Raw genomic sequence first — 17,899 nt, 5'->3', positions numbered from 1 at the left:
CGCTCCGCTCCCCATGGCCCATCCTCTCCCGCCGCATCACACCTCCGGTGCCCCGCGGGCTGCGCGACCGACCGGCACCGACAACACCGGCGTGTTGACGCTAACATACCCTCGAAGGTACCGTGTTGACGTGAACACACCTGAGTTCCTCACCGCCGAGCTCTCCGGGGGCGTCGTCAAACGCGCCACGCGCCTCGCCGACGGACGCGACGTGATCTACTTCGACGACCCGGGCACATCGCTCCCCGCCGAACGAGCCGTCGACACCCGCACCCTGGACGCACGCCCCGCCACCGCGACGATGCGCCGCGACGTCCTGACCGGCGACTGGGTCTCGATCGCCTCATCCCGGCAGAACCGCGCGTTCCTACCGCCCGCACACCTCGACCCGCTGGCGCCGCAGACCCCGACGAACCCGTCGGAAGTCCCCTCGCTCTACGACGTGGCGGTGTTCGAGAACAAGTCGCCGTCCTTCGGCCCGGCCCTGTCCGAGGCGACCGGCGACGCCCCGGCCGCTGACGACCCGCCCCGGAGCCTCGACGACCTCGACGCCCCCGGCCTCGGCCGCACCCGCACGTCGGTCGGTCGGTGCGAAGTCGTGTGCTTCAGTCCCGAGCACGCCGGATCCTTCGGGACGCAGAGCGCGACCCGCGCGCGCACCGTGATCGAGGCATGGGCCGATCGCACAGCCGCCCTGTCGGCGCTCCCGGGCATCGCGCAGGTGTTCCCCTTCGAGAACTGCGGCGAGGAGATCGGCGTCACCCTTCAGCACCCGCACGGCCAGATCTACTCCTACCCGTACATCACGCCGCGTACGCAGTCGTTGCTGCGCTCGATCGATCGCGAGGGCACGGATCTGTTCGCGCGCATCCTCGATTTCGAGGCCGCCGGACCCCGTGTCGTGCTCGAGGCCGAGCACTGGCTGGCGTACGTGCCCTTCGCCGCGCGCTGGCCGATCGAGGTGCACCTCGTCCCGCGTCGGCACGTCGCCGACTTCACCGAACTCTCGAACGCCGAGCGCGACGAACTCGCGACGGTCTACCTTCGCCTGCTCCGCGGCGTCGACGCGCTCTACGACACCCCGACTCCCTACATCGCCGCGTGGCACCAGGCCCCGGTCGCGGTCGGGCGCGACAGTGTGCGCCTGCACCTGCAGCTGACCTCGCCCCGTCGCGCCGCCGACAAGCTGAAGTATCTCGCCGGATCCGAAGCCGCCATGGGCGCATGGATCGGCGACATCCCACCCGAGACCGCCGCCGACCGCCTCCGCGAGGCCGTCGCATCCATCCCGGAGGTGTCCCTGTGACCCCGACCCCCGCATCCGACACCGCCGGACAGGCGCGCGGGCTGTTCCGCGAGCTCACCGGCGCCGGGCCCGCCGGCACGTGGTCGGCGCCGGGCCGGGTCAACCTGATCGGCGAGCACACCGACTACAACGACGGCTTCGTCCTGCCCTTCGCGATCCCGTTCCGCACCCACGTCGCCCTCGCGCCCCGCACCGACGGCATCCTGCGCGTGGTGTCGACGTTCGACCCGGTGCCGGTCGAGGTGCACCTCACCGATCTCGACGCCCTCTTCCCCGCCCGCCGCGACGAGGTCCCGGAGTGGGCCCGCTACCCGCTCGGGATCGCCTGGGCGCTGCTGCACGCATCGGGCACCGCCGCGGGCGACGTCGGCGGCGCCGACCTGGCCTTCGCCTCGGATGTCCCCGTGGGTGCCGGCCTGTCGTCCTCGGCCGCCATCGAAGGAGCCACCGCGACAGCCCTCGCCGACACCTGGGGGCTCGACCTGGATCGCGTCGCGCTGGCCCGCGCCGGCCGCACCGCCGAGAACGAGGCCGTCGGCGCGCCGACCGGGATCATGGACCAGATGGCGTCGATGCTCGGCGAGGCCGACGCCGCCATCTTCCTCGATTGCCGCACCCTGGCCGCGGAGGTCGTCACCCTCGGCTTCGACGCCGCGGGCCTGGAACTGATCGTCATCGATACCGGCGTGAAGCACTCGCACGCCACCGGCGGCTACGGCGAGCGCCGAGCGGCGTGCGAGCGGGGCGCCGCGGCACTCGACGTCGCGGCACTGCGCGACGTGACGGTGGCGGACCTCCCGCGTCTGTCCGAACGGGTCGACGACGTCACCTTCCGCCGCGTGCGTCACGTGGTGACCGAGAACCGGCGCGTGCTCGACACCGTGGAGGTGCTGCGGGATTCCGGCCCGACCGTGATCGGCGACCTGTTGGTCGCCTCTCATGCCTCGATGCGCGATGACTTCGAGATCTCCGTCCCCGAACTCGACACCGCCGTGGAGGCAGCCCTGACCGCGGGGGCGCTCGGGGCACGGATGACCGGTGGCGGTTTCGGCGGGGCGGCGATCGCGCTGGTTTCGCGCGACGGGGCCGACGCCGTGGCCGAGGCGGTGCGGACCGCGTTCGACGAGCACGGGTTCGCCGCGCCGCACATCTTCCCGGTGACGGCCGGACCCGGCGCCGGTCGCGACGACTGACGGATCTGCGTCGCCGCGCGGCCGCATCCGATCACGATCGACGAGGCCGGTCAAGGCCTGGCGGGTCGCGCAGCACCTCCGTAGCGTCGGGTCGGGTCGGACCGCCCGACCCGACCCGGCACGCCGGGCTGCAGCGAGAAGGGCGACCACACGTGGCGTACATCACCGTCGGAACCGAGAACTCCGTCGACATCGAGCTCTCCTACACCGATCAGGGGCCGCGCACCGGCACCCCCGTCGTGCTCATCCACGGCTATCCCCTGAACGGCGAGTCGTGGGCACGTCAGCAGTACCCGCTGCTGGATGCGGGTTACCGCGTCATCACCTACGACCGCCGCGGTTTCGGGTCCTCGACCAAGACCGCGTCCGGCGCCGACTACGACACCTATGCAGCGGACCTCCACGCCCTCATGGAGGACCTGGACCTGCGCGACGCGGTGCTGCTGGGATTCTCGATGGGCACCGGCGAGATCGCGCGCTACCTCGGGCGCTACGGCACCGAGCGGGTGGCGAAGGCGGGCTTCCTCGGCGGCATCCTCCCCTACCTGCTGAAAACCGACGACAACCCCGAGGGCGCCGGCCCCCAGGGTTTCTTCGACGACCTCCACGCGCAGGTGCGCGACGATCGATTCGCCTTCATCCGCGGGTTCTTCGACGGCTTCTACAACCTCGAGGAGAATCTCGACCGTCGCATCTCCCAGGACGCGGTCGACGCGAACGTGCAGGTCGCCGCGCTCGCGGGCAATGCCGCGATCGCCGATGCGACGCTGACCTGGCCGACCGACTTCCGGGCCGACATCAGCGAGGTCGCCGAGAGCGGCATCCCCTGCCTCATCGTCCACGGGACGGACGACGGCGTCGTACCCATCGACGCGTCGGCACGGCGCCTCCGTCGTCTCCTGCCGGAGGCGACCTACGTCGAACTCGAGGGTGCTCCGCACGGACTGCTGTGGACGCATGCCGACCAGGTGAACGAGACGTTGGCCGCATTCCTCACCGGGACTCGGGCGCTCGACCCGCGGGAGTAGCCTGAGTACGTCATCGAGGCGGAGGAGGACGGCGGCGTGAGCGAGACCCCGCGGCGATTCCCGTCGTACGTGTACCGCCGGGGCGAGGAGCCCGACCCCCGGTTCAGCCTCGCCAACGAACGGACCTTCCTGGCCTGGGTTCGAACCGCCCTCGCCCTGATGGCGGCCGGTGTGGCGCTGGAGGCGCTGGAACTCCCGGAGAACACCGGCTTCCGTCTCGCCGCCGCCCTGATCTTCGTGTTGCTCGGACTGCTCGCGGCCATTCACGCGTGGCTCAGCTGGGCGCGCACGGAGCGGGCGCTGCGGCTCAGCAGCGCCCTCCCGGCGCCGGCGACGACGCTGATCATCGTCGTGGGCGTCGTGGTCGCGGTCGGGCTGGTGCTGGTCGGATTCGTGCTGGAGCTGCGGTGACCGACCGACCGTTCGATCCAGGCTTGCAGCCGGAGCGGACACTGCTGTCGTGGCGGCGCACCTGTCTGGCGCTGGCGGTGGCGAGCCTGGTGTCGGTGCGCTTCGCCGCCGAGGTCCTCGGCGGCGCCGCGCTGGCGTTCGGAGTGATCGGCGTGGTCATGGCGATCGCGGCATACATCGCCGCCGGCCACCGTTACCGCCGCGCCCACCGTGCCCTGAGCAGGGCCGGCGAACTGCCCACCGATGGGTCGGCGCTCCTGCTCATGCTGGGCGCGCTGGTGACCGTCGGTGCCGCCTGCGCGGTGTACGTCGTCGGCATCGCCGCATCCCGGCTCTGACCGACCGCAGCCCCTTTCGCGTCGCACCGATGTGCGGCGCCGCTCCCACGAGAGACGCCGAGCACGCGAGGGGAAGCGTGCTCGGCGTCTCCGGATGCCGGGGTCAGCGCGCGGAGCCGATGAGCTCCTCGATCTGCTCGTACGTCACCGGCAGCCCGGGGAAGCCGGCGAGGCGGCCGATCGGGAAGGACGCCATCATCTTCTGCATGCCCTCATCGCTGGCCATGATGCCGGCACCGTCGCCCAGGAGACCGGCGAGCGCCTGCTGCACGATGGGTCCGGCGACCGGGTGGGCCATGACCTCACCGACCGAGGAGTTCATCGACAGCGGGAGCACCAGCTCGTCCCCGACGACATCGACCGACACGGTGGAGCGGATGTCGCGGCTCGAGGCGGCCACCTCGACGGTGTACGCGCCCGACTCGACGATCCATTCGTCGACGCGGATGTCCCAGTAGGCGAGGTCTTCGCGACGGACGACCAGTTCGGCGGTCACGGTCTCGCCGGTCGCGACGGCCACCGAGGCGAACGCCTTCAGCTCGCGCGGTGCGCGCTGGACCGTCGATGCGGGCAACGACGTGTAGACCTGCACGACCTCGCGGCCGTCCCGGTCACCGGTGTTGGTGACGGGCACGCTCACCCTGATGTCGCCCGACGCGCTGACCGATGCGGTCGCCTCTCCGTAGGAGAAGGACGTGTACGAGAGCCCGTGTCCGAACGGATACGCGACCTCGAGCTTCTTCGCGTCGTACCAGCGATAGCCGACGAGGATGCCCTCGCCGTAGCGGACGTGGCCGAATTCGCCGGGGAACGTACCGTAGGCGGAGGTGTCCTCGAGCCGAACCGGAATCGTCTCGGTGAGCTTGCCGGACGGGTTGACGGCGCCGAAGAGCACGTCGGCGGTCGCCGAGCCGCCGGCCTGGCCCAGCAGCCATCCCTCGACGATGGCGGGGACCTTCTCGGCGAACGGCACGGCGACGACACTTCCGTTGGAGAGGACCACGACCGTGCGGGGATTGGCGGCGAGAACCTCGTCGAGCAGCGCGAGCTGCGCGTCGGGCAGGTCGATGTGCTCGCGGTCGAAACCCTCCGACTCGTCCGCGGCGGGCAGGCCCAGGAAGACCACGGCCACCTCGGCACCGCGGGCGGCAGCCACGGCCTCGGCCCGCAGCGCGTCCGCGTCGCCGGAGCCGTCGAAGGTGAACCCGGCGGCGTAGGCGACCTCACCCTGCGCGTACTCGCGGATGCCCGCCAGCGCGCTGTCCAGTCGCGTCGGGTTGATGTTGCTCGACCCGGCGCCCTGGTAGCGCGGCGTCTCGGCGAAGGCGCCGATGACCGCGATCCGCGCGGAGGGCGCGAGCGGCAGAAGGCCGCCGTCGTTCTTCAGCAGCACGATCGCCCGACCCGCAGCCTCGCGGGCGAGGGCGTGGTGCGCTTCGACATCGAGCGGACCGTCGACGACCGGGCGCTGCTGCGCCTTGCGGACCATCTCGACGACCCGGCCGGCAGCCAGGTCGACGGCGGACTCGTCGAGCTCGCCGGCGCGAACCGCGTCGACGATCTGCCGGTCGGTGCGGCCGCCGCTGGAGGGCATCTCGAGGTCGAGGCCGGCCGGCAGCCCGGTGACGCGGTCGTTGACGGCTCCCCAGTCGGACACGACGAGGCCCTCGTAGCCCCACTCGCCGCGCAGCACATCCGTCAGCAGCCACGGGTCCTCGCTGGTGTAGACGCCGTTGATGCGGTTGTAGGAGCACATCACCGTCCACGGCTGCGCATCCTGCACGACCCGCTGGAATCCGCGGAGGTAGATCTCCCGCAGCGGACGCGGGTCGATGTCGGAGCTGGAGCGCATGCGATCCCACTCCTGGTTGTTGGCCGCGAAGTGCTTCAGCGACGAACCGACACCCTTCGACTGGATGCCGCGCACGAGTCCCGCGCCGATCTCACCCGAGACGATCGGGTCCTCGGAGACGTACTCGAAGTTGCGGCCGCACAGCGGCGAACGCTTGATGTTGATGCCGGGTCCGAGGATGACGGCGACGTCTTCGATCGCCGACTCCACTCCGAGGGCCTCACCGACGCGTTCGGCCAGTTCGACGTCCCACGACGACCCGAGGCCGACCGCGGGCGGGAAGCAGGTGGCGGGCACGCTGTCGGCGATGCCCAGGTGATCGCTGGCGCCGGCCTGTTTGCGCAGACCATGCGGACCGTCGGTCATCATGACCGACGGGATGCCGGCGTGGTCGACGGCCTTGGTCGTCCAGAAGTCGGCGCCGCTGGTCAGGGCGGCTTTCTCCTCGAGGGAGAGATCCGCGATGTGCGGCGGGTGCGGGTCGGTCATGGGAGGCCTTTCTCGAGTGCTCGACGATGAGATGCCAAAACCTTACGTCATTCGGTTTTGGAATATCAAGCATTGTTCGGTTTACTTCTTCCATGGCACGACGAGGTTCCTACGCGAAAGGCGTGGCGAAGCGGGAGGAGATCCTCCAGCGCGCCCTCGACGTGATCGCCCGGGAAGGATTCCGCCGCACCTCCGTCAAAGACCTCGCCGAGGCCGTGGGCCTCAGCCAAGCCGGGCTCCTCCACTACTTCGGCACGAAAGAGCAGCTCTTCACCGAGATCCTCCGCAAGCGGGACGAGCTCGACAACGCCGCGCTCGGCCCCGCACCCGACGCACCCGTCGGTGTCGAGGACATGCGCGAGAGCTGGGTCGACGTCATCCGCCACAATCAGCAGGTACCCGGTCTCGTCCACCTCTTCGCGGCGATGTCGGTCGACGCCGCCGACCCCGAGCATCCGGCGCACGAGTACTTCACCGAGCGGAACGCGCGTCTGCGCGCGTCCCTCGCCGCGGCCCTCGGCGACCGCCTCGATCCGCGTCTCGACCCCGAGACCGCGGGCCGTCTGCTGCAAGCGGTCTCCGACGGACTCCAGCTCCAATGGATGCTCGAACCCGACCTCGACATGGCGGACACCACCGAGGCCCTCCTCGATCTCATCATCCCTCCCGCACAGGACGGCCGATGACGGCGGGTCCCGTCGCCACGATCCGCACCGGTCGACTCCGCGGTCTCTGGCGCGAGGTCGACGGTGTCCGCTCGGCGGCCTTCCTCGGCATCCCCTACGCCGAACCGCCCGTCGGGGCGCTGCGATTCGCCGCCCCCGCGCCGCGCGCCCCGTGGGACGGCGAGCGCGACGCGACCGCCTACGGTGCGACGCCGCAGCGGGTCGACGGCGGCGAGACCCTCATCCCGGAGCCGGCCATCGCCGGCGACGACACCCTGTCGGTGAACGTCTTCACCCCCGCCGCCGACGACGCCGGACGCCCGGTCGTGGTCTACATCCACGGCGGCGGGTACGTCTCGGGTTCACCCGCCAGCTCCTGGTACGACGGCGCCGCGTTCGCCCGCGACGGGATCGTCACGGTCACCCTGTCGTACCGACTCGGATTCGACGGGTTCGGACACGTGCCCGGCGCGCCTGCGAACCGTGGCGTGCGCGATTGGATCGCCGCACTGGAGTGGGTGCGGGAGAACATCGCCGCCTTCGGCGGCGACCCGGACGACGTCACCGTCGCCGGACAGTCAGCCGGTGGCGGCGCGGTCCTCACCCTCCTCACCACGCCCGCCGCGCAAGGCCTGTTCCATCGCGCCTGGGCGATGTCGCCCGCGCTCGCCGATGTCGAGGCCGAGACGGCGCGGACCCTGTCGGCGAAGATCGCCCACCTCGCGGGGGTTCCGGCCACCGTCGACGGGTTCGGCCGGATTCCGCGCGAGGACCTCCCCGACCTGGAGCGCCGGGCAGCACTCCCCGACACCTCCTCGAAGCTCGAGATCGTGCGCGCCCTCATTCACGACGCCCTGTCGTGGGGTCCCACCGTCGACGGTGACCTCGTCGTCCGCCCGGCGGTCGAAGCGATCGGCGACGGCGTGGGCGCAGATATCCCGCTGGTGATCGGGTCGATGGACGACGAGATGACCTTCCTCACCGACGATGCCCGCCGTGCGCTGCGTGTGGCGCCGCCCGGCCTCGCCCTGCGACTGCTCGGTGTCGACCGCGACACCCGGCGCGGCTACCTCGCGGCCAACCGCGACCAGCGCCGACACGGCACGGCTGCCGTGCTCGGACGCTACCTCGGCGACGTCGTGTTCCGCTCCCTGGTTGCTCGCGTGGCCGCTGCCCGCGAGCAGTCACCGACCCCGACCTGGGTCTATCGGTTCGCGTGGGCCTCGCCCACCAAAGGCTGGGCGCTGCACTGCCTCGACGTGCCGTTCTGGTTCGACACCGTCGGAGCCGAACGCGTCGAGGCGATCGCCGGCACGACACCGCCCCGGTCGCTCGCCGCCGCGGTGCACGGCAGCGCCGCCGCCTTCGCCCGCACCGGCGACCCCGGATGGCGCGCGTGGACGGAGGCGCCCGGCGCCACGCGCGTGTTCGGCGGCCCCGCCTCCGCCCCCGAGGTGATCGCCGACGGTTACCGCTCCGTCGCCGCCCTCGTCTGACCCCGGGGCCTCAGGACAGGGCGGCGACGACGTGGCGCTCGAACAGATCCATGCCGGAGGTGTCGTACGCGGCCTCGGGGAAGTAATGGATGGCATAGCCGAGGCCGTGCCGTTCGCGCTCAGCCAGTCGCTCCGTCACCTGCTCCACCGTCCCGAATCCCGGCGAGGAGCGGAAGTCCTCCTCCAGCGCATCCGCCCGCTCCTGCCCGATGTGCGGCAGAACGCGTGCGACCACCGCGGCGAGCCGCTCGGAGGCCTCGGCCTCGGTCTCCCCGACGATCGTGTTGACATTCGAGCTGCGGACGATCGTCGAGAAGTCCCTGCCGATGTCGTCGCAGTGGCTCTGGAGGACGGCGCTCTTGTGGTCGAACTCGTCCAGGGTGCCGGTGAAATTGGTGTACGAGGCGTACTCCGCCGCGATACGCAACGTCACCTTCTCCCCGCCGCCGGCGATCCACATCGGGATGCCACCCTCCTGGATCGGCAGCGGGCGCACGATGGCCCCGTCGACCTGGTAGTGCTTCCCCTGGAGCGTGGCGGTGCCGGTCGTCCACGCCTGGCGCATGATCTCGACGCCTTCGCGGAGCATGCCCAGTCGGTCGCCGATGCGGGGGAATCCGTAGCCGTACGCGGTCCACTCGTGCTCGTACCAGCCGCCGCCGATGCCCATCTCGGTGCGTCCACCCGAGACGTGGTCGACCGTTGCGGCGACTTTGGCGAGGTAGGCGGGGTTGCGATACCCCATGCAGGTGCACATCTGTCCGAGCCGGATGCGGTCGGTCGCGGCACCGAAGGCCGACATGAGCGTCCACGCCTCATGGGTGGCTTCCTCGGTCGGCACCGGCACGGTGTGGAAGTGGTCGTAGACCCACAGCGACTCCCACGGCCCGACGTCGGCGCGCTGCGCGAGCGCGCACATCACGCGCCACTGATCGGCCGGATCGATATCGACGAGGTCGTGGCGCCAGCCCTGGGGGATGAAGGTTCCGAATCGCACCCGCTCAGCCTAGGGGGCGACCTCTGTCACCGCCTCCCCTTGCGTGGAACCGCTCCCAATCCTCACCTCGGCGTGCGGCATGCGCGCGGTCATCACGGCGACGGCATCGGGGTTCGCGTCGACGAGCACGGCGTCGCGGCCGAGGGCTGAGGCGACGGCCCCGGTCGTGCCGCTGCCGGCGAACAGGTCCAGCACGCGGTCGCCGGGCCGGCTGGAGGCCTGCACGATCCGCCGGAGGATCCCCTCGGGCTTCTGGGTCGGGTACCCGGTCTTCTCACGCCCGGTGGTGGGCACGATCGTGTGCCACCACACGTCGGTGGGGAGTTTCCCCCGCGCCGCTTTCTCCGGCGTGACCAGCCCCGGGGCCATGTAGGGCTCCCGGTCGACCGCATCGGAGTCGAACCAGTACGCGGTGGGATCCTTGACGTAGACGAGGATCGTGTCGTGCTTGGTCGGCCAGCGTCGCCGCGATTTGGCGCCGTAGTCGTACGCCCAGATCAGCTCGTTGAGGAAGTGGTCGCGACCGAACAGCGCATCCATGAGGACTTTGGCGTAGTGGGCCTCACGGTAGTCGAGGTGGAGATAGAGGGTGCCGTCTCCGGCGAGCAGACGCCAGGCCTCGACCAGGCGCGGCTCGAGCCAGCCCCAGTAGTCGTCGAATCGGTCGTCATACGCGCGGAGGTCGCCGCGCAGCCGCTCGTACTCGCGGCCGTGGAAGCCACGGCGGATGACGGCGTCGGCCTCGGCACGTCGCGAACTCCGCACAGATGAGTCGTCGGCGGCGGATTCTGCCGGATCCGCCGCGTCTGCGACGCGAGGCGGAGGAGTCGGCGACGTCGTTTCCCCGGCACTCGCGGCGACCACGGCGTCCGCGCCGTGCCAGACGGCCGTCTCGACCGCGCGGCGCTGCGCGCGTCCGGTGTTGAAGGGCGGATCGAGGTAGATGAGCGTGAACGACCCGCTCTCGAGCCCGCGCGCCACCTCGAGGTTGTCGCCGTGGTGGATGACGACGCCGCCGAGGGCGATCGGGTCGACGGTCACGGCACCCGGTGCAGCCACGCGTCGGTGGCGAACTTCGAGGCGACCAGGGCTTCCGCTTCGGCGTATTCGTCGTCGCTGATGCTCCCGGGTTCGGCGCCGTAGAGGGAGGCGAAGGTCGCCGTGAGTCGCTCGAGGATCTCGGCTCGCGAGAGGCCGGTCTGCCGCCGGAGGGGGTCGACCCGTTTGGCCGCGGAGACGGTGCCCTTGTCGCTCAGCTTCTCGCGGCCGATGCGCAGCACGTCGGTGAGCACCTCCCCGTCCATGTCATACGACAGGGTCGCGTGGTGAAGCACGCCGCCGTTGGCCAGCCGCTTCTGGGCGGCCCCGCCGATCTTCCCCTGCGGTGAGGCGATGTCGTTCAGTGGCTGGTAGGTGGCCTCGACCCCCATGCCGCGCAGCGCCTGCAGCACCCAGTCGTCGAGGAATGCGTACGAGTCGGCGAAGGTCATACCGGCCACCAGGGCGGCGGGGACGTAGAGGGAATAGGTGACGATCGCGTCGGCGCCCATGAGCATGGCACCTCCCCCGGAGATCCGGCGGACGACGTCATAGCCGTGACGCTTCGCCCCTTCGGGGTCGACCTCGTTGCGGACCGACTGGAAGGATCCGATGATCACCGCGGACTGGTCCCACTCCCACAGCCGCAGCGTCGGACGCCGCCGACCGTCACCGACACGGGTGGTGAGCACCTCGTCGAGCGCGAGGTTCATATGGGGGGAGACGGGATGCTCGTGCACGATCTCCCAGTCGACGTCGCGCCACCCGGGTGCGGTCACCAGCGCGCGGCGCACCGCGGTGCCGACCGCTTCGGGCGTGAAGCCGAGCAGCTGAGCGCCCTCCGGGAGCGCGCCGCGCACCGCGGCCGCGATGCCGGTGGCGTCGGTTTCGACGGGCAGTCCGTTGACGGCGGCGTCGATGTCGTCGAGGGCCGTGTCGGGTTCGAGGAAGAAATCGCCCGCGAGGTGGAAGTCGCTGAGGTGGCCGTCGACCACGTCGAGATCGACGACGACGAGCTTCCCGCCGGGCACCTTGTATTCGCCGTGCACGGAAGCCAGCCTACGCGTGCGCGGTGCGGCTTCCAGCTTCCGCACTCCTCCGTCGTGCTACGGTCGATGCGCGGCACCTGCCGCTGCGTCGACGATACGCTTTCCGGCCTTCCGTGCCGCGACTTCTTCTCGATCGGCGAACCGATGCGCGATCCCGCGCCGTCGCCCACCCCCGCGCCCCGCGTCATCTTGCGCGTGCCGCGCTCTCAGAAAGCATCCCCATGTCTTCCTTCCTCGCTCTCGGCGTGCCCGAGACCCTCGCGTCCTCGCTCGCCGAACGCGGCGTGACCGAGCCGTTCCCGATCCAGCGCGACACGCTGCCCGACGCCCTCGCCGGCCGCGATGTGCTGGGCCGCGGCCGCACCGGCAGCGGCAAGACCATCGCGTTCTCGCTGCCGATGGTCGCGCGCCTGTCCGGTGCGAACGCCGCCCGCCGCACCGGCGGCCACCCGCGCGGTCTCGTGCTGGCGCCCACGCGCGAGCTCGCCTCGCAGATCGCGGCGACCATCAAGCCCCTCGCCGACGCGACCGGCCTGAAGGTCACGACGGTGTTCGGCGGCGTCAGTCAGCGCCCGCAGGCCGACGCGATCAGCTCCGGTGTCGACATCGTCGTCGCCTGCCCCGGCCGCCTCGAAGACCTCATGAAGCAGGGCATCGTCAAGCTCGACCGCATCGAGGTCACCGTGCTGGACGAGGCCGACCACATGGCCGACCTCGGGTTCCTCCCGGGCGTGACCCGCATCCTGAAGGCGACCCCGCAGGGCGGACAGCGGATGCTCTTCTCGGCGACCCTGGACCGTGGCGTCGACACGCTCGTGTCGAAGTTCCTGCAGAACGAGGTCCGCCACTCGGTCGATGAGTCTTCTGTGCCGGAGGGCACGATGATCCACCGCGTCTTCGTGGCGCAGGATGCCGAGGCCAAGACCGCCCTCGTGCGCCGGATCGCATCGGGACACGGGCGACGGATCCTGTTCACGCGCACCAAGCACCAGGCCAAGAAGCTCGCCAAGCAGTTGACGGCGGCGGGGATCCCCGCGGTCGACCTGCACGGCAACCTCTCCCAGAACGCCCGTGAGCGCAACCTCGCCGCGTTCGGTGCGGACCCCGCCACCGGCGGCGTGCGCGTGCTCGTGGCCACCGACGTCGCCGCCCGCGGTGTGCACGTCGACGGCGTCGAGCTGGTCGTGCACGTCGACCCGCCCGTCGAACACAAGTCGTACCTGCACCGTTCGGGCCGCACCGCCCGGGCCGGCGCTGACGGCGTGGTCGTGACGATCGCCCTGGAGGCGCAGCGTCGCGAGGTGAAGGACCTGCTGCGCAAGGCGCGCATCACCGCCGACCTGGAGCCGGTGGACGCCGCACACCCCGCCGTCGAGGAGCTCGTGGGAGAGGCGGCACCGACGGTGAAGCCGGCCCCGCCGGTGGCCTCCACCCGCCAGGGCGGCCAGAAGCGCTCCGGCAGCCAGGGCGGCCAGCAGCGTTCGGGCGGCCAGGGCCGTGCCGGCCAGGGCGAGGGCGCGAAGCACGGCGGCGCCGTGCACGGTCAGCGCCAGCGCGCCGGCGCGCAGGGTGCTGCCGCGGCGCACAATCCGTCGGAGGCGCCGGCGAACCGTCGCCGCCGTTCGCGTCGGGGTGGCCGCGGTCGCTCGGGCGCGGCTCGCGGCGGCAGCGTCGCGAACTGATGCTCGGCGCGGCGCGCGTCAGACTCGAACGGGGAAGCGCGCGTCGAGCCAGGCCGACAGGTCGGCGCGCACGTCGGCCTGGGTGACGTCGTTGAACACCTCGTGTCGGATCCCCGGGTAGACCTGGGTGGTGACGTCGCTGAATCCCGACCGTCGCCGGTAGGCATCGGCGAGGCGGTGCACGCTGCGCGGCCCTCCGACGGTGTCTTCGCTTCCGACGAGGAGCAGGGTCGGCAGATCCCGCGCGAGACCCCGCTTCGGGCGCGACAGCACCTGCAGGGTGTTCCACGGCCCGAACAGCTGCAGCAGCGGCGTCGAGGTCGTGAGCGGATCGTCGAGGAAGTCGGCGCCGACCTCGGAGTCCGAGGAGAGCCACTCGACCCCGGTCGCGTCGGGGCCGTCCCACGGCTTGTTGAGGGGTCCGGAGTTGAGCGATCCCGGCCAGGGCAGGGCGGATCCGGAGAGCACGAGCGCGTCGTAGGCGGTCGGGTGGGCGTTCACGAGCTTCTGCGCGAGGAACGATCCCCATGAGTGCCCCAGGAGCACCAGCGGCAGACCGGGGTTCTCGTCGCGGATGATGCCGGTCAACTGCCACAGCGCGGCGACGGCCGCCCGATGGCCGCCTTTGCCGAGGCGTCCCAGCTTCTCCGGCCCGCCGTGCTGGCGCAGACCGGTACGGCCGTGTCCGCGGTGGTCGTCGGCGTAGACGGTGAAGCCGTCGGCGGTCAGCGCGTCGATGAGGGCCGAGTAGCGGCCGGCGTGCTCGCCGACCCCGTGCAGCAGCTGCACCACTCCGCGGGCCTCGGTGCGGGCGGGGTGCACGTCGTACACGATCGCGACCCCGTGTGCATCGATGAACTCGGGCATGGCCTGAGTCTACGGTCTGCCGTAGCGAATTCGGCCGGATGCTCTCCGCTCCGCCCTCTCGCTCGCATTTACTTAGCAGAACTAATGAGCTATGCTAAGTAATCGCATGAGCTCTTCAGACTCCTCCTCAGACATCCCCGCGGACGAGCTCGAACGCGACATCTCCGCCGCCGACTTCCGCATGGCCACCTTTCGCCTCGCCCGCCGCCTGCGCGCCGAACGGGCGATCGACACCATGAGCGACGCCCAGTTCGCCGTCCTCGCCGCGCTCAAGGTCTTCGGCCCGCACACCCTCGGCGAGCTGGCCGAGCGCGAGCGGGTGACGGCGCCGTCGATGAACCGCACGGTCAACTGCCTCGAGGAGCTCGGCTTCCTCACCCGCACCGCCGATGAGTCCGACCGTCGCAAGGTGAACATCTCCCTGACCGATGAGGGCCTCGACGTCGTCGAAGAGACGGTCCGACGACGCGACGCGTGGCTCGATGCGGGGTTGGACGCCCTCACCCCCGATCAGCGCCGCACCCTGGCGGCGGCATCCGAGATCATGAAGGAGCTGGCCGCCCGATGAGCATGTTCCGTTCCTTCTCGGTCTTCAACTACCGCGTGTGGTTCATCGGCGCGCTCGTCTCGAACATCGGCCAGTGGATGCAGGCCACGGCCCTCAGCTGGGTCGTGCTGACCGTCCTCACCGACAACGACGCGGGCGCGATGGGCATCACCATGGCCCTGCAGTTCGGTCCGCCACTGCTGCTGGTCGGGGTGACCGGCTGGGTGGCCGACCGCTTCGACCGCCGCCATCTGCTGATGGTCACGCAAGCCGCCCTGATGCTGCTGGGGGCGGCGATCGGTCTGCTGATTCTGTTCGGCGCGATGTCCCTGATGCTGATGTACGGGTTCGCCCTCGTCCTGGGCATCGTCGCGGCCTTCGACAACCCCGCGCGTCAGGCCTTCGTCTCCGACCTCGTCGCCCGCGAGAACGCATCCAACGCGATCGCACTGAACGCCGCCTCGTTCAACTCCGCGCGCATGATCGGGCCGGCCGTGGCCGGCATCGTGATCGTCGCCGTCGGCACCGGGTGGGTGTTCGTCATCAACGCCCTGACCTTCGTGGGCATGATCGCGGCCCTGGCGATCATCCGCCCCGCCGAGCTCGTCCCCCGCGCGAAGGCGCAGGGATCGGCCCGCCTCGCCGACGGCTTCCGATACGTCGCGCGCCGGAGCGACCTCATCGTCATCTTCGTGATCGTCTTCCTCATCGGCGCGTTCGGCATGAACTTCCCGATCTACGCCTCGACCATGGCCATCGAATTCGGCCACGAGGCGGACGGCTTCGGCTTCCTCAGCTCGATCCTCGCCGTCGGCTCGCTCACCGGCGCGCTGCTCGCCGCTCGGCGCGACCGTGCGCGCTTCCGGGTGATCCTCTTCGGGGTGGGACTGTTCGCCGTCTCCGCCGCCGCCGGCGCCTACATGCCCGTGTACGGGGCGTACGCCATCACGCTCATGTTCGTGGGGTTCGCGATGGTGACCATGCTCACCACGGCGAACGGGTACGTGCAGACCACCACCGAGCCGACCCTGCGCGGCCGCGTGCTGGCGCTGTACATGGCCGTCCTCATGGGAGGGATGCCCTTCGGCGCCCCCATCGTCGGCGCCGTGGTCGACGCATTCGGGCCCCGCGTCGGGATCTTGGTGGGAGCGGGCGCGGGCGTCGTCGCCTTCGCGATCGGCGCGGTGTGGCTGCTGTCGTCCGGGCGCGTGCATCGCCATGAGCGCCGACGGTTCCGCCTGACGATCGACGAGACCCGCCCGGTGACCGTGATCCGCGCGACGCCCGAGGAATTCAGCGACCAGATCGCGCAGACGACGCCGATCGCGTTGGCCGACGACACGCGGCGCGGCGGCCGGGCGGGCGAAGCTGCCGATCGCGGTCCGGCCCGGGGCACCCCGCCCACGCGGGAGGTGCGCCGCGGACGCCCGATCAACCGACCGGAACAGCCGCCACGTCGTCCCGCGCATCCGGGCCCGTCCCGGCCGGAGTGACCAGGCGCCGCAGCACGATCGTCACCACACCGGCGACCGCGCAGCCGGCGGCGATGATCGACAGGGTCGCGAAGAGCCCCATCTCCGCCTGAAGCTGCGGGAAGAAGAAGGTGCCGACCGCGGCGCCGGCCTTTCCTGCCGCGGCGGCGAACCCCGCGCCCGCACCGCGCACCTCAGCGGGGAAGACCGCCGTGGGCATGGCGAACGTCGTGGAGTTCGGCCCGGCGTTCATGAAGAGGTTGAAGGCGGCGAACGCGAGGAAGATGATCGCGAGCTGGATGGGGGACTGCTCCATCAGCTCGGTCGCTCCGAGGACCACCAGGGCGCCCGCCATGACGAAGAAGCCGACCGACTGCATGAGCACCAGACCCAGCTTGCGCACCAGGATGATCGCGGCGGCGAAACCCAGGATGAGGAAGATGTCGAGGACGGCGGCACCCTCGGTGGCGACGATGTCGTCCGCGATGTACTGCGTGTTCGCGCTCGAACTGAGGGCGAGAGCCGCGAGGATCGTCGGCGTGAAGACGCCGACTCCGTAGGTGGCGATGTCCATCAAGAACCAGGGCGCGCCCGCCAGCACGGTCGCCCGCCGGTAGCGCTCGGAGAACAGCGATGTCCGGCGGGCGGTGGGCACCTTGCCGGTGGCGGCGACCAGCACCGCATGCCCCTCGGAGGGCGAGGTGTCGTGGATCTCCGACACCTGGACGACCCGGCCGGCGAACGTCGACAGGGCGGCGGCGGCCTCGAGGTATTTGGCCTGCGACGCGAGCCAGATGGGACTCTCGGGAACGCCCCGGCGCATGATGACAATGATGAGGGCCGGAACCACACCGACCGCGAGCATCCACCGCCACGCTTCGGGATGGGGGTCGAGCATCAGCACGGCCAATCCGACGAGGGCGCCGAGCAGCTGGCCGATCGCCTGGAAGCTGAACGCGCCGATGAGCAGGCGGGGGCGCAGGCGGTTCGGCGAGATCTCAGCGACGTAGCTGGCCGCGATGGGGTAGTCGGCGCCGATGCCGACCCCGAGCAGGAAGCGGAAGGCGATGAGCCACCAGATATCCGGGGCGAACGCCGACGCGAGCGCGAAGACGACGAACATGCCGAGGTCGATCCGGAAGGCGAGCTTGCGGCCGATCCGGTCCGAGAGCGGCCCCATGACCGCCGCGCCGACGATCGCACCCAGCACCGCGGCACTGGTGAGCAGACCGGTCTCGAACGGCGTGATCCCCCAGTGCACCGCGATCAGCGGCACGGCGACCCCGATGATGAAGAAGTCGAAGCCGTCGAGCATGATGCCCATCGCCGACAGCCACCACACCCGCCGATGCATCGGTCCGAACCTCAGGCCGTCGAGGAAGCGGAGGGCTTTTCGATCACGCATGCCCCGCATCCTGCCGATGCGGGATGACCGCGGGGGGATACGACACCTGAATGCCGCGTGAACC

16 protein-coding genes are annotated in these 17,899 nt (G+C 70.8%); 10 read left to right on the top strand and 6 right to left on the bottom strand.

What is annotated here, in order from left to right; translation table 11 throughout:
• Positions 1-130 precede the first annotated feature (130 nt).
• From galT to RZO50_RS05945, 5 genes are all read left to right on the top strand, one after another.
• Entirely contained in the window at positions 131-1,306 is a 1,176-nt protein-coding gene (gene galT / locus RZO50_RS05965) for a galactose-1-phosphate uridylyltransferase (protein WP_322598809.1), read from the top strand.
• Positions 1,303-2,499 (top strand): galactokinase, encoded by a 1,197-nt coding sequence (gene galK, locus RZO50_RS05960; RefSeq protein WP_322598808.1) that lies wholly within the window; start codon positions 1,303-1,305, stop codon positions 2,497-2,499. The genes galT and galK overlap by 4 nt, the downstream gene beginning before the upstream one ends.
• Positions 2,500-2,651: 152 nt before the next feature.
• On the top strand, positions 2,652-3,527 hold the full coding sequence (locus tag RZO50_RS05955) for an alpha/beta fold hydrolase (RefSeq protein ID WP_322598807.1): 876 nt from the start codon (positions 2,652-2,654) through the stop codon (positions 3,525-3,527).
• 36 nt (positions 3,528-3,563) lie between these two features.
• The gene (locus tag RZO50_RS05950) at positions 3,564-3,938 is read left to right on the top strand and encodes a YidH family protein (protein ID WP_322598806.1); all 375 of its coding nucleotides are present in this window, start codon (positions 3,564-3,566) and stop codon (positions 3,936-3,938) included.
• The gene (locus tag RZO50_RS05945) at positions 3,935-4,276 is read left to right on the top strand and encodes a DUF202 domain-containing protein (protein WP_322598805.1); all 342 of its coding nucleotides are present in this window, start codon (positions 3,935-3,937) and stop codon (positions 4,274-4,276) included. Before RZO50_RS05950 ends, RZO50_RS05945 begins: the two co-directional genes overlap by 4 nt.
• A 103-nt stretch (positions 4,277-4,379) precedes the next feature.
• Here RZO50_RS05945 and RZO50_RS05940 read toward each other — a convergent pair whose 3' ends face one another.
• Positions 4,380-6,617: a beta-glucosidase gene (locus RZO50_RS05940; protein WP_322598804.1), complete on the bottom strand. Its 2,238-nt coding sequence runs from the start codon at positions 6,615-6,617 to the stop codon at positions 4,380-4,382.
• Positions 6,618-6,709: 92 nt separating this feature from the next.
• On the opposite strand from RZO50_RS05940, the gene RZO50_RS05935 reads away from it, so the two are divergent.
• On the top strand, positions 6,710-7,303 hold the full coding sequence (locus RZO50_RS05935; protein ID WP_322598803.1) for a TetR/AcrR family transcriptional regulator: 594 nt from the start codon (positions 6,710-6,712) through the stop codon (positions 7,301-7,303).
• Positions 7,300-8,778, top strand: a complete 1,479-nt coding sequence (locus RZO50_RS05930) for a carboxylesterase/lipase family protein (protein WP_322598802.1) — start codon at positions 7,300-7,302, stop codon at positions 8,776-8,778. The genes RZO50_RS05935 and RZO50_RS05930 overlap by 4 nt, the downstream gene beginning before the upstream one ends.
• 10 nt (positions 8,779-8,788) lie before the next feature.
• Here RZO50_RS05930 and RZO50_RS05925 read toward each other — a convergent pair whose 3' ends face one another.
• The 3 genes from RZO50_RS05925 to RZO50_RS05915 are packed head-to-tail and all read right to left on the bottom strand — an operon-like array spanning position 8,789 to position 11,862.
• Positions 8,789-9,775: an LLM class F420-dependent oxidoreductase gene (locus RZO50_RS05925; protein WP_322598801.1), complete on the bottom strand. Its 987-nt coding sequence runs from the start codon at positions 9,773-9,775 to the stop codon at positions 8,789-8,791.
• A 9-nt stretch (positions 9,776-9,784) separates the two neighbouring features.
• Entirely contained in the window at positions 9,785-10,834 is a 1,050-nt protein-coding gene (locus RZO50_RS05920; protein WP_322598800.1) for a site-specific DNA-methyltransferase, read from the bottom strand.
• A complete protein-coding gene (locus RZO50_RS05915; protein WP_322598799.1) occupies positions 10,813-11,862 on the bottom strand; it encodes a lipoate--protein ligase family protein in 1,050 nt (349 codons plus the stop codon). Before RZO50_RS05915 ends, RZO50_RS05920 begins: the two co-directional genes overlap by 22 nt.
• A gap of 221 nt (positions 11,863-12,083) precedes the next feature.
• Between RZO50_RS05915 and RZO50_RS05910 the strand changes: the two genes are divergently transcribed.
• Positions 12,084-13,544, top strand: coding sequence for a DEAD/DEAH box helicase (locus RZO50_RS05910; protein ID WP_322598798.1), 1,461 nt, complete (start codon positions 12,084-12,086; stop codon positions 13,542-13,544).
• An 18-nt stretch (positions 13,545-13,562) separates the two neighbouring features.
• Here RZO50_RS05910 and RZO50_RS05905 read toward each other — a convergent pair whose 3' ends face one another.
• Complete coding sequence (locus tag RZO50_RS05905) at positions 13,563-14,411, bottom strand: alpha/beta hydrolase (protein WP_322598797.1); 849 nt, start codon at positions 14,409-14,411, stop codon at positions 13,563-13,565.
• Between the two features lie 106 nt (positions 14,412-14,517).
• Here RZO50_RS05905 and RZO50_RS05900 point away from each other — a divergent pair, with 106 nt between their 5' ends.
• Positions 14,518-14,979: a MarR family winged helix-turn-helix transcriptional regulator gene (locus RZO50_RS05900; RefSeq protein WP_322598796.1), complete on the top strand. Its 462-nt coding sequence runs from the start codon at positions 14,518-14,520 to the stop codon at positions 14,977-14,979.
• Between the two features lie 2 nt (positions 14,980-14,981).
• A complete protein-coding gene (locus RZO50_RS05895) occupies positions 14,982-16,451 on the top strand; it encodes an MFS transporter (RefSeq protein WP_322599559.1) in 1,470 nt (489 codons plus the stop codon).
• Here RZO50_RS05895 and RZO50_RS05890 read toward each other — a convergent pair.
• Positions 16,390-17,835, bottom strand: coding sequence for an MFS transporter (locus tag RZO50_RS05890; RefSeq protein ID WP_322598795.1), 1,446 nt, complete (start codon positions 17,833-17,835; stop codon positions 16,390-16,392). The genes RZO50_RS05895 and RZO50_RS05890 overlap by 62 nt on opposite strands.
• Between the last annotated feature and the right edge of the window lie 64 nt (positions 17,836-17,899).

This window comes from Microbacterium xanthum (assembly GCF_034531355.1).
GTDB classification, from domain to species: domain Bacteria; phylum Actinomycetota; class Actinomycetes; order Actinomycetales; family Microbacteriaceae; genus Microbacterium; species Microbacterium xanthum.
This window is presented reverse-complemented; position numbering and strand designations above follow the sequence as displayed.

Bases quoted from the DNA above. Each gene is read 5' to 3' on its own strand.
- RZO50_RS05890 (WP_322598795.1), bottom strand. From the start codon at position 17,835: ATGCGTGATCGAAAAGCCCTCCGCTTCCTCGACGGCCTGAGGTTCGGA.
- RZO50_RS05910 (WP_322598798.1), top strand. From the start codon at position 12,084: ATGTCTTCCTTCCTCGCTCTCGGCGTGCCCGAGACCCTCGCGTCCTCG.
- RZO50_RS05905 (WP_322598797.1), bottom strand. From the start codon at position 14,411: ATGCCCGAGTTCATCGATGCACACGGGGTCGCGATCGTGTACGACGTG.
- RZO50_RS05900 (WP_322598796.1), top strand. From the start codon at position 14,518: ATGAGCTCTTCAGACTCCTCCTCAGACATCCCCGCGGACGAGCTCGAA.
- RZO50_RS05895 (WP_322599559.1), top strand. From the start codon at position 14,982: ATGTTCCGTTCCTTCTCGGTCTTCAACTACCGCGTGTGGTTCATCGGC.
- RZO50_RS05935 (WP_322598803.1), top strand. From the start codon at position 6,710: ATGGCACGACGAGGTTCCTACGCGAAAGGCGTGGCGAAGCGGGAGGAG.
- RZO50_RS05930 (WP_322598802.1), top strand. From the start codon at position 7,300: ATGACGGCGGGTCCCGTCGCCACGATCCGCACCGGTCGACTCCGCGGT.
- RZO50_RS05940 (WP_322598804.1), bottom strand. From the start codon at position 6,617: ATGACCGACCCGCACCCGCCGCACATCGCGGATCTCTCCCTCGAGGAG.